This is a genomic window from Streptomyces hainanensis, assembly GCF_004348415.1.
Classification (GTDB): Bacteria; Actinomycetota; Actinomycetes; order Streptomycetales; family Streptomycetaceae; genus Streptomyces; species Streptomyces hainanensis.
Genome location: NZ_SMKI01000267.1, coordinates 1 through 10,845 on the forward strand (window position 1 = coordinate 1; position 10,845 = coordinate 10,845).

Here is a 10,845-nt window from a genome sequence, read left to right on the forward strand (position 1 = left end):
CCCCGGCTCCACCTGGGCCAAGGGCCCCGACGCCCTCGACCTCAGCCTCCCGCCCCGCAAGCTGGTCGACGACGTGCTGCCCGACGAGTTCCCGCTGAGCCTGTTCTACGAGGCGCTGGCCAGGAAGCTCAGGAAGGTCGTCGAGTCCACCCGGGGCATCACCGCGGCCGCCCCCGCCGCCGACGCGGCGTGAGCCCGCGGCCGGGGCGGGGCATGATGGACCCATCGAGGAGGCGAACATCATGAGCACCACCACTCCCGGGGCCCCCCGCAACGGCGGCCCGCTCGAAGGCGCCGTCGTCGCGGTCGCCGGCGCCGGCGGCGCCGCGGGCCACGCCGTCATGCTGCGCCTCGCCCAGGCCGGCGCGATCGTCGTGGCCGCCGACGCGGACGCCCAACGACTGGCCTCCGGCGTCGACGCGGCGCGCTTCGCGCACGGCGGCGCCACCGTCATCGGCGACACCGTCGACCTGCTCCACCTCGCGGCCACCCGCGACTGGGCCGCCAAGATCCTCAAGGACTACGGCCGCGTCGACGGGCTCGTCCACCTCGTGGGCGGCTGGCGCGGCTCGGCCACCTTCGCCGAGACCGACCTCGCCGACTGGGACCTCCTCCACGACCTGCTGGTGCGCACCGTCCAGCACACCTCGCTCGCCTTCGAGGCGCCGCTGGCCCGCAGCGGCAACGGCCGCTTCGTGCTGGTCAGCGCCGCGGGCGCGGCCCGCCCCACCGCGGGCAACGCCGCCTACGCCGCGGCCAAGGCGGCGGCCGAGGCCTGGACCCTGGCCCTGGCCGACGGCTTCCGCAAGACCGGGGACGGCGGCCCGCCGTCCGCCGCCGCGAGCGTCGTCGTCGTCAAGGCCCTCGTCAACGACGCGATGCGCGCCGAGCGACCGGACGCCAGATTCGCCGGGTTCACGGACGTCCGTGACCTGGCCGAGTCGATCGGCCAACTCTGGTCCAAGCCCACCGAGGAAGTGAACGGAACCCGACTGTGGCTCACCCCCCAGCCCTGACCACCACCGACGCGACACGCCACCACGACCCGGCCGTCCGCGGTTTCGCCAGCGACAACTACTCCGGGGCCCACCCGGAGATCCTGGCCGCCCTCGCCCTGGCGAACGGCGGCCACCAGCCCTCCTACGGTGCCGACGCCTACACCGAGCACCTGCAGGACGTCTTCCGGGCCCACCTCGGCCCGCGGGCCGAGGTCTACCCGGTCTTCAACGGCACCGGCGCCAACGTCGTCGCCCTCCAGGCGCTCACCGACCGCTGGGGCGCCGTCATCACCGGCGACACCGCCCACATCCACACCGACGAGTGCGGCGCCCCCGAGCGCGTCGGCGGCCTCAAGCTCCTGACGGTGCCGACCCCGGACGGCAAGCTGACACCGGAGCTCATCGCCCGGCAGGCGTTCGGCTTCGAGGACGAGCACCGCGCCACACCCCAGGTGGTCTCGCTCACCCAGACCACCGAGCTCGGCACCCGCTACACCCCCGACGAGATCCGCGCCATCTGCGAGTTCGCGCACGAGCGCGGCATGACCGTCCACCTGGACGGCGCCCGGATCGCCAACGCGGCCGCCGCCCTCGACCTGCCGCTGCGCGCCTTCACCACCGACGTCGGCGTCGACGTACTGTCCTTCGGCGGCACCAAGAACGGCATGCTCTTCGGCGAGGCCGTCGTGCTCCTCACCCCCGGCGTGGCCCGCCGGATGCGCCACGTGCGCAAGCTGTCGATGCAGCTCTCCGCCAAGATGCGCTTCGTCTCCGTGCAGTTCGAGGCGCTGCTCGCCGGCGACCTGTGGCTGCGCGGCGCCCGCCACGCCAACGCCATGGCCCGCCGGCTCGCCGACGGCGTGCGCGCGGTCGACGGGGTGCGGATTCTCCACCCGGTGGAGTCCAACGGCGTGTTCGCCCGGCTTCCGCACGACGTGAGCGAGCGCCTCCAGAAGCGCTACCGCTTCTACTTCTGGGACGAGGCGGCCGGCGACGTGCGCTGGATGTGCTCCTTCGACACCACCGAGGAGGACGTCGACGGCTTCGTCGCCGCCCTCCGCGAGGAGCTGGCTCGTTAGCCCACCCGGCCCGCGGGGTTCCGCGCCACCCGGCGCCGAACCCCGCGGGCCAGGACAGGGCCTAGACCGCGTGCGCCGGCGGCGGGGCCGTGCCGCCCAGGTGCGCCGGCAGCCACCATGTGTCCTCCGCGTTCCGCGGAGTGGCCGGATAGGCGCTCTGCGCGGACTCCAGGAGCTCCTGGACGCGGTCCCGCACCCGGTCAGAGACCGCCGCCGCCGGTTCGTCCGGATCCACCGCCATGGGCGAGCCTATGCGGATGGTGATCGGGAAGTGGTTGCGCCCCAGATCCCGCTTGCGGCCCTTGGTCCACAGCCGCTGCGTGCCCCACAGTGCGACCGGGAGGATCGGCACCCCGGTCTGCTGGGCCATCCGGGCCGCTCCCGACTTGAACTTCTTCAGCGTGAACGACTGCGAGATGGTCGCCTCGGGGAAGACCCCCACTATCTCGCCGTCCCTCAACGCCGTCAGCGCGTGCCGGAAGGACGCCTCACCCTGCGCCCGGTCCACCGGGATGTGCTTCATGGCCCGCATCAGCGGACCCGACACCCGGTGCTTGAAGACCGACTCCTTGGCCATGAAGCGCACCAGCCGACGGGCCGGACGGGCCGCGAATCCCGCGAAGACGAAGTCCAGGTACCCGATGTGGTTGCTCACCAGCACGGCGCCGCCGGTACGCGGCACATGCTCGCTACCGGCGATGTCGAAGCGCAGGTCGAGCGCCTTGAACATCGTCCGCGCGGCGGCGACGACCGGCGGGTAAACGAACTCTGGCATGCGGAGGGCCCCTCTTCTGTTCCTCGAACCTACGCCTGCGTAACTTGCGGCGCCGCCGAATCGTGCCCCAAAGCCGGCAGAATCGCCAGTCCTCAGGCGTCGTCGAGCCACCACGGCGGGAATGAAACCGCCCCGCCGGGTGCTGCCCCACCGCGAGGGGGCCGTCGTGGAGCACGGAACCGGGAAGCGGAGGGCGAGAGCGACGATGAGCGAACCGACACCGCCCGAGCGCCTGGACGCGGCGTTCCTGGGCGCGGGACCGCTGGGTCGGCGCGCCACGCTGGTGCAGTTCTCCACCGCGTTCTGCCAACCCTGTCGGGCCACCCGCCGGATCCTGGCGGGCGTCGCGGCCACGGTGGACGGCGTCGCGCACCTCGAGATCGACGCCGAGTCCCGGCTCGACCTGGTGCGGGCCCTGGGGATCTCCCGCACCCCCATGGTGCTCGTGCTGGACGCCGACGGGCGCGTGGTACGTCGGGCCGCGGGTCAGCCGCGGCAGGCCGACGTCGTCGCCGCCCTGGGCGCGGCGATCACCGACTGATCGGGCCCCGGTCCGACAATACGCACGTAGGCAAGGTCACAGTGAGACATGCTTGCCTGTGGGGGATAACCTTGGTTGTACTGGCCAGTAACAACCGGGTCGATCTTGCCCTTGCCCCTGTGTGCGGACCGATAGCAGTAGGAGAGCCGGCGTGAGCCTGAGGATCGTTGTCTGTGTGAAGTACGTGCCCGACGCCACCGGCGACCGACGGTTCGCCGACGACCTGACCACCGACCGGGAAGCCGTGGACGGGCTGCTCTCGGAGCTCGACGAGTACGCGGTCGAGCAGGCCCTGCGGATCGCCGAAGGCCAGCGGCAGAGTGGTGACGAGGCCGAGGTCACCGTCGTCACCGTCGGCCCGGAGGACGCGACGGACGCCCTGCGCAAGGCCCTGTCCATGGGCGCAGACAAGGCCGTCCACGTCGAGGACGACGACCTGCACGGCACCGACGTCATGGGCACCTCGCTGGTGCTCGCCAAGGCCATCGAGCACACCGGCTACGACCTCGTCGTCTGCGGCATGGCCTCCACCGACGGCGGCATGGGCGTGCTGCCGGCGCTGCTCGCCGAGCGCCTCGCCGTCCCCCAGGCCACGCTGCTCTCCGAACTGTCCGTCGCCGAGGGCAAGGTGACCGGCCGTCGCGACGGGGACGCCGCCACCGAGCGCCTCCAGGCCGAGCTGCCCGCCGTCATCTCCGTCACCGACCAGTCGGGCGAGGCCCGCTACCCCTCGTTCAAGGGGATCATGGCCGCCAAGAAGAAGCCCGTGGAGACCCTGGACCTGGAGGACCTGGGCATCGAGGCCGAGGAGGTCGGCCTCGACGGCGCCTGGACCGTGGTCGAGTCCGCCACCGAGCGCCCCGCCCGCACCAAGGGCGAGATCGTCACCGACGACGGCGAGGGCGGCAAGCGGCTCGCCACGTTCCTGGCCGAGCGCAAGTTCGTCTGACCGCCGCCACCCGCCGACCGCCCGCACCTTCCCGCTGGAGACGCATCCCATGGCTGAAGTCCTCGTCTACACCGACCACCTGGACGGCGCCGTCCGCAAGCCGACCCTGGAGCTGCTGACCCTCGCCCGCCGCCTCGGCGACCCGGTCGCCGTCGTCCTCGGCCCCGGCGCCGACGCCGCGGCCCCGGTGCTCGCCGAGCACGGCGCCGCACGGGTTCTCACCGCCGACGCCCCGGAGTTCGCCGACTACCTGGTCGCACCCAAGGTCGACGCCCTGCAGGCCGCCTACCAGGCGGTCTCCCCGGTCGCCGTCCTCGTGCCCTCCTCCGGCGAGGGCAAGGAGATCGCCGCCAGGCTCGCCGTCCGCGTCGGCTCCGGCCTGATCACCGACGCCATCGACGTGGCCCAGGGCGACGAGGGTCCGGTCGCCACCCAGTCCGTGTTCGCCGCCGCCTTCACCACCACCTCCCGCGCGGCCAAGGGCACCCCGGTCATCACCGTCAAGCCCAACGCGGCGCCGGTCGAGGCCGCGCCGGCGGCCGGCGCCGTGGAGCCGCTCGACGTCGCCTTCGGCCCGCTGGCCACCGGCACCCGGATCGTCTCCCGCAGCCCCCGCGAGTCCACCGGCCGCCCCGAGCTCACCGAGGCCGCCATCGTCGTCTCCGGCGGCCGTGGGCTCAACGGCGCCGAGAACTTCGCGCTGATCGAGGCGCTCGCCGACACCCTCGGCGCCGCCGTCGGCGCCTCCCGGGCCGCCGTCGACGCCGACTGGTACCCGCACTCCCACCAGGTCGGCCAGACCGGCAAGACCGTCTCGCCGCAGCTCTACATCGCGGTCGGCATCTCCGGTGCCATCCAGCACCGCGCCGGCATGCAGACCTCGAAGACCATCGTGGCCGTCAACAAGGACGCCGAGGCCCCCATCTTCGAGCTCGCCGACTACGGCGTGGTGGGCGACCTCTTCGACGTCGTCCCCGCCCTCACCGACGAGGTGAGGGCCCGCAAGGGCTGAGCCAGCCCCACGGGCCCTCGGCGGCGTCCGCCCCGTCCCCCTCCTCAGGTGACGGTCGCGGGCGTCGCCCCCCGGGTCCTGCCCCGGAACCGGCCGCGCCGCCGGCGCTTCGCGGCGGCGAGCTCGGTGCCTGAGGGGGCGTCGGCCCGCCGGCTCGCCCGCCGGTCCAGCTCGTGCCCCGGCACCGCGGGCGGCGGCCCGCTGCCGTCGTCGTCGTTGAGCCGACCGATGGCCAGTCCGGCCAGCAGTTGGTAGTACTCCATGGTCTCCTCCATTGGTTGACCGCCGTGGCTTCCCCCGGCGCCACCAGCGTCCGCCAACCGCGTGACACGCCCTTTGCCGCTCCGTCAACCCCTCGTGCCGATCGGCCGCGCTGCCGTGAACGGGGCATGACGTGCGGGCTGTTGTGTTGCGGGTCGGTCGCCGGTTAGCTTCTGTCCACCGAATTCTTCAACGCAATGTTGAATCGCGCGGGGCGGAGTGGTGCGGATGGCGCAGCGGACACCGGTGACGACCACCCTGACGGCGGCGGTCACCGCGGGCGTCGCCGCCTCGCTGGCCTCCGTCGACGCCGAACTCGCCCACCGCTATCCGGGCGACCCGGGCACCCGCCAGCCGGTACACACGGTCTACGTCCCGGCCGACCGCCTCGCCGCCGACACCGTCCGCACCTGGGGCGACCGGGCCCGCGCGCTGCTCGCCGCCCACGCCCCCGACGCCGCCTCGTTCGCCGGGATCCTCGGGCTGCCGGCGGACCTCGCCGAACCCGTCCACCAACGCGTCCACGCCAAGTTGGCCGCGGAGCCCGTCGAGGACCTCAGGATCGACTTCGAGGACGGCTACGGCCGGCGCCCCGACGCCGAGGAGGACGCCGACGCCGTCCGGACCGCCCGGCTCGTCGCCCGGGCCACCGCCGACGGCACCGCGCCGCCCTTCGTCGGGCTGCGCATGAAGTGCCTGGAGGCCGACGTCCGCGACCGCGGCATCCGCACCCTCGACGTCTTCCTGACCACCCTGCTGGCCACGGGCCCCGTGCCGCGCGGACTCGCCATCACCCTGCCCAAGGTCTCCCGGCCGGAACAGGTCGCCGCGATGGCCACCCTCTGCCACGAGTTCGAGACCGCGGCCGGCCTCCCCGCCGGCCGGCTCGGCTTCGAGATCCAGATCGAGACCAGCCAGTCCGTCCTCGGCCCCGACGGCACCGCCACCGTCGCCCGCCTGATCGACGCCGCCCGGGGCCGCGCCACCGCCCTCCACTACGGCACCTTCGACTACAGCGCCGCCCTCGGCATCAGCGCCGCCCACCAGGCCCCCGACCACCCGGCCGCCGACCACGCCAAGGCCGTCATGCAGGTCGCGGCCGCCGGCACCGGCGTCCGCCTCTCCGACGGCTCGACCAACGTCCTGCCCACCGGGGACACCGCCCGGGTGCACGACGCCTGGCGCCTCCACCACCGCCTGGTCGACCGCGCCCTGGCCCGCGGCTACTACCAGGGCTGGGACATGCACCCGGGCCACCTGCCGACCCGCTACGCGGCCGTCTACGCCTTCTACCGCAGCGGCCTCGGTCCCGCCGCCGCCCGCCTCGCCGCCTACGCCGGCACCGCCATGCAGGACGCCCCCACCACCGTGCTCGACGAGCCCGCCACCGCCCGCGCGCTCGGCGACTTCCTGCTGCGCGGCCTGGACTGCGGCGCCCTCGACCCGGCCGAGGTCACCGACCGCACCGGCCTCAGCCGCACCCGCCTCACCGTCCTGGCCGGCCGCCGCGCCGGTTGAGCGCGCCGCCCCCGCCGGGCGCGTAGCGCAATTCACCGTGATCCGACTGGACAAGCCGGGCCGGCACAGATCAGGCTTCCTGCCCATGACCACTGATCTTGTCGCCGCCGTGGACATCGGCGGCACCAAAGTCGCGGGTGCCCTCGTGGACGGCACCGGCGACCTGCTCCACCGCGTCCAGGGCCCGACCAGGGCCAGGGAGTCGGCGGAGAACGTGTTGCGGGCCGTGACCGACGTCGTCACCCAACTGACCGAACACGAGCTCTGGCACCGGGTCGTGGCCGTCGGCATCGGCAGCGCCGGCCCGGTCGACGCCCGCAACGGCACGGTCAGCCCGGTCAACATCCCAGCCTGGCGTGAGTTCCCGCTCGTCGAGGGCGTCCGCAAGACCACCGGCGCGCTCCCGATCAACCTGGTCGGCGACGGGGCCGCCATCGCCGCGGGCGAGCACTGGACCGGCGCCGCCCGTGGGCGCTCCAACGCGCTGTGCATGGTGGTCTCCACCGGCGTCGGCGGCGGCCTGATCGTCGACGGCCGGCTCCGCCCGGGACCCACCGGCAACGCCGGCCACATCGGCCACATCAGCGTCGACTTCAACGGCGACCTCTGCCCCTGCGGCGGGCGCGGCTGCGTGGAACGCATCGCCAGCGGCACCAACATCGCGCGCTACGCCCTGGCCGCCGGCTGGCGGCCCGCCGAGCCCGACGGCGACGTCACCGCCGCCGGAGTGGCCGCGGCCGCCGCGGCCGGCGACCCGATCGCCCTGGCGGCGTACGACCGCTCGGCCCGCGCCCTGGCCGCCGGCATCGCCGCCACCGCCACCCTGGTCGAGATCGAGACCGTGGTGGTCGGCGGCGGCGTCAGCCAGGCGGGCGAGGTGCTTTTCGGCCCGCTGCGCCGCGCCCTGGGGGAGTTCGCCACCCTGCCGTTCGTCAGGAACCTGGAGGTGGCGCCCGCGCAGCTCGGTACGGACGCCGGCCTGGTGGGCGCGGCGGCGGCCTGCTGGAGTGATCCGGATACGTTTTTGATCCGGGGGGAAGCGGGCAACTGACAGCAAGGGCGAAGAAGGAGGGGGATTAAGTGATCATCTGGCTGAACGGTGCGTTCGGCGCCGGCAAGACCACGGCGGCGCAGGAACTGCTCCATCTGCTGCCGGGCAGCACGCTCTACGACCCGGACCAGGTCGGTGCCGAACTCGGGAAGATGCTGCCCAAGGAGCGGCTTGCCCAGGTGGACGACGTGCAGGACCTGCCGGCGTGGCGGCGCCTCGTGGTGGACACCGCCGTGGCCCTGCTCGCGGAGATTCCCGGCCCGCTGATCGCCCCCATGACCCTGTTGGTCCAGGAGCACAGGGACGAGATCTTCGGCGGGCTCGCCGCCCGCCGGATCCCCGTGCGGCACTTCCTCCTCCGCCCTGGCGAAACGTTTCTGCGCGCCCGGATAGACCAGCGCGCCGCCGTCGAGGGGGACGCGGTGCGCACCTGGTGCCTGGGGCATCTGCCCCAGTACGACGCGGCGCTCGGCTGGCTGGGCGCCGACGCGCACACCGTCGACACCTCGCGGCTGACACCGCGGCAGACCGCCGAGCTGCTGGCCGAGGCCGTCCAGCGGGGGGAGGGCGCCTGCCCGATCGTGCAGTCGCCGCCGCCGCGCGCCGAGACGCTGGCCGCCGGCGTGCTGCTCTTCGACGACCGGGACCGGGTGCTGCTCGTCGACCCCACCTACAAGCCCGGCTGGGAGTTCCCCGGCGGCGTCGTGGAGCCGGGCGAGGCACCGGCCAGGGCCGCCCTCCGCGAGGTGGCCGAGGAACTCGGCCTGAGCCTCGGGCGCGAACCCGCGCTGCTCGTCGTCGACTGGGAGCCGCCGAGCCCGACCCACTTCGGCGGGCTGCGGCTGCTCTTCGACGGCGGCCGCCTCGCGCCGGAGCGCACCCGGGAGTTGCTGCTGCCGGGCGAGGAACTGCGCGACTGGTGCTTCGCCACCGCCGAGGAGGCCGAGCGGCTGCTGTCGCCCAACCGCGTCGCCCGGCTGCGCTGGGCGCTGCGCGCCCGTGCCCAGGGGCGGGCGCTCAACCTGGAGGCCGGCGTGCCGGTCGGCGCCTGAACGCCCCGCTTCGGGGGAACGGCGGGCCACCCCGGCAGGCGGTGGACCCGGTGCCCGTCCGACCCGGTCGACCCCGGCCGGCGGACGCCACGGCAGCGCGCCCGACGTCGGGCCGGCCGGTAGGCCGGTGCGCGGGGGCGCACCCGCGTGGTGGCCGAATCGCGGCGCGCCCCGGGCGGCTCTAGCGTGGCGGTGACGGCCCCGGACGGGGGACCCCTCCCACACGGCGGTGACCGCCATGCGCATACCGGACTCCATACCGGGGCCCGCGCCGGGCCCCCACACCGATCCGTTCGACGGTGAAGAACCGTCGGGCTGGGCCGCCCGGGCCGCCCTCGCCGCGGCCTCGGCCGTCCTGCTCCTCGGCGTCACCATGCTGTTCGCCGGCGCGGACGAGCCCGCCGGCCCTCCGCAACCGGCGGTCGGCCAGGGCCTCGGCCACGTCCCGACGCCACCCGACGGCACCCTGGCCGAGGCCCTGCCGCCCGCCGTCCCCACCTGGCTCACCATCCCGGCCATCGACGTGTCGGCCCCGCTCTCCCGGGTCGGCCTCGACCCGGAGGGCTGGCTCGAATCGCCGCCGCAGGAGGCCGGGAACGTGGCCGGCTGGTACGAGGGCGCCCCGCCGCCCGGCTCCGCCGGCGCCGCCGTCGTCGTCGGCCACGTCGACAACGCAACCGGCCCCGCCGTCTTCTACGGCCTCGGCGCCGTCCGCCCGGGGGACGCCGTGGAGGTCGTCCGGGAGGACGGCCGCACCGCCCGGTTCACGGTCTACGACATCGTCGTCTACGACAAGGGCTCCGTGCCGGAGGACGTCTACCGCGGCACGGGCGCCGAACTCCGGGTCATCACCTGCGGCGGCACCTTCGACGAGGCCACCGGCTACAGCGGGAACGTCGTCGTCTTCGCGCGGCTGACGGACGGTCGGTGACGCCAACGGCCCAGTGCCCTCACCCGGGTGCCGCTCCCGGGCGGTGCGCGACCGACCCCGTGCCTAACGTCGGGATGCGGGGCGACGCGCACTTCTCACGAAGGAGCCATTCCGATGACCACACCGCGAACCGCACTGGCCGTTACCGGGTTGAGCGCGATCGTGCTCGCGTCGAGCGCGCCCGTCGCGCTCGCCCTGGCCCCGGCCCAGGCCACCACCTTCGGTTTCAGCGTCTCCCCGCAGACGGTCGTGCCCGGCGGGGCGGTGGACCTGACCGTCACCGGCTGCACCGAGTCCGAGGCCACCGCCGAGTCCGCGGTGTTCGACCGGATCGTCCTCGGCATGCCGGGCGAGACCCAGTCGGCGCGCACCACCGTCGACACCGACGCCCGGGTGGGCGCCCAGTTCACGGTCACCTTCACCTGTGGCTCGGAGACCGGCAACGCCACCCTCACGATCGCCTCGCCCACGGCCTCTCCGAGCGCCAGCGCGTCCACCACGGCCAGCTCGACCACCCTGCCCACCCGTGGCGCGCAGGCCGGCGCCGGTGGCTCGTCGTCGGACGACGACACCATGCTGCTGGTCGGGGCCGGCCTGTCGATGGCCGCGGTCACCGCCGCCGCGGTGGTCATCAGGCGCCGCACCGGCCGGCACAACTGACGGTCCCCCCGCCCGACC

13 protein-coding genes are annotated in these 10,845 nt (G+C 74.3%); 11 read left to right on the forward strand and 2 right to left on the reverse strand.

Annotated elements, in window-relative coordinates; genetic code table 11:
* The 3 genes from E1283_RS22815 to E1283_RS22825 form a co-directional block, all read left to right on the forward strand.
* Positions 1-193: DUF6421 family protein (locus E1283_RS22815; RefSeq protein ID WP_243745027.1), on the forward strand; the 193-nt coding region annotated here is incomplete at its 5' end.
* A 49-nt stretch (positions 194-242) separates the two neighbouring features.
* The gene (locus E1283_RS22820) at positions 243-1,016 is read left to right on the forward strand and encodes an SDR family NAD(P)-dependent oxidoreductase (protein ID WP_132819993.1); all 774 of its coding nucleotides are present in this window, start codon (positions 243-245) and stop codon (positions 1,014-1,016) included.
* Entirely contained in the window at positions 995-2,077 is a 1,083-nt protein-coding gene (locus E1283_RS22825; protein WP_243745028.1) for a threonine aldolase family protein, read from the forward strand. Before E1283_RS22820 ends, E1283_RS22825 begins: the two co-directional genes overlap by 22 nt.
* A 61-nt stretch (positions 2,078-2,138) precedes the next feature.
* Here the strand turns inward: E1283_RS22825 and E1283_RS22830 are convergent, their stop codons facing one another.
* Positions 2,139-2,852, reverse strand: a complete 714-nt coding sequence (locus E1283_RS22830) for a lysophospholipid acyltransferase family protein (RefSeq protein WP_132819994.1) — start codon at positions 2,850-2,852, stop codon at positions 2,139-2,141.
* Positions 2,853-3,057: 205 nt separating this feature from the next.
* Here E1283_RS22830 and E1283_RS22835 point away from each other — a divergent pair, with 205 nt between their 5' ends.
* The 3 genes from E1283_RS22835 (at position 3,058) to E1283_RS22845 (ending at position 5,354) form a co-directional block, all read left to right on the forward strand.
* Positions 3,058-3,393 carry a TlpA family protein disulfide reductase gene (locus tag E1283_RS22835; RefSeq protein ID WP_132819995.1) on the forward strand — a complete coding sequence of 112 codons (336 nt, stop codon included), beginning with the start codon at positions 3,058-3,060 and terminating at the stop codon, positions 3,391-3,393.
* A 151-nt stretch (positions 3,394-3,544) separates the two neighbouring features.
* Positions 3,545-4,342, forward strand: a complete 798-nt coding sequence (locus tag E1283_RS22840; protein ID WP_132819996.1) for an electron transfer flavoprotein subunit beta/FixA family protein — start codon at positions 3,545-3,547, stop codon at positions 4,340-4,342.
* Between the two features lie 49 nt (positions 4,343-4,391).
* On the forward strand, positions 4,392-5,354 hold the full coding sequence (locus E1283_RS22845; RefSeq protein ID WP_132819997.1) for an electron transfer flavoprotein subunit alpha/FixB family protein: 963 nt from the start codon (positions 4,392-4,394) through the stop codon (positions 5,352-5,354).
* A 44-nt stretch (positions 5,355-5,398) separates the two neighbouring features.
* Here the strand turns inward: E1283_RS22845 and E1283_RS22850 are convergent, their stop codons facing one another.
* Positions 5,399-5,617 carry a hypothetical protein gene (locus tag E1283_RS22850; RefSeq protein WP_132819998.1) on the reverse strand — a complete coding sequence of 73 codons (219 nt, stop codon included), beginning with the start codon at positions 5,615-5,617 and terminating at the stop codon, positions 5,399-5,401.
* A 226-nt stretch (positions 5,618-5,843) separates the two neighbouring features.
* Between E1283_RS22850 and E1283_RS22855 the strand changes: the two genes are divergently transcribed.
* The 5 genes from E1283_RS22855 (at position 5,844) to E1283_RS22875 (ending at position 10,827) form a co-directional block, all read left to right on the forward strand.
* Complete coding sequence (locus tag E1283_RS22855; protein WP_132819999.1) at positions 5,844-7,133, forward strand: DUF6986 family protein; 1,290 nt, start codon at positions 5,844-5,846, stop codon at positions 7,131-7,133.
* A gap of 85 nt (positions 7,134-7,218) precedes the next feature.
* Positions 7,219-8,184, forward strand: coding sequence for an ROK family protein (locus E1283_RS22860; RefSeq protein ID WP_132820000.1), 966 nt, complete (start codon positions 7,219-7,221; stop codon positions 8,182-8,184).
* Positions 8,185-8,213: 29 nt separating this feature from the next.
* Positions 8,214-9,236: an NUDIX hydrolase gene (locus tag E1283_RS22865; RefSeq protein ID WP_132820001.1), complete on the forward strand. Its 1,023-nt coding sequence runs from the start codon at positions 8,214-8,216 to the stop codon at positions 9,234-9,236.
* A 238-nt stretch (positions 9,237-9,474) separates the two neighbouring features.
* On the forward strand, positions 9,475-10,167 hold the full coding sequence (locus E1283_RS22870; protein ID WP_132820002.1) for a class F sortase: 693 nt from the start codon (positions 9,475-9,477) through the stop codon (positions 10,165-10,167).
* A gap of 114 nt (positions 10,168-10,281) precedes the next feature.
* The gene (locus E1283_RS22875) at positions 10,282-10,827 is read left to right on the forward strand and encodes a hypothetical protein (RefSeq protein WP_132820003.1); all 546 of its coding nucleotides are present in this window, start codon (positions 10,282-10,284) and stop codon (positions 10,825-10,827) included.
* Positions 10,828-10,845 lie beyond the last annotated feature (18 nt).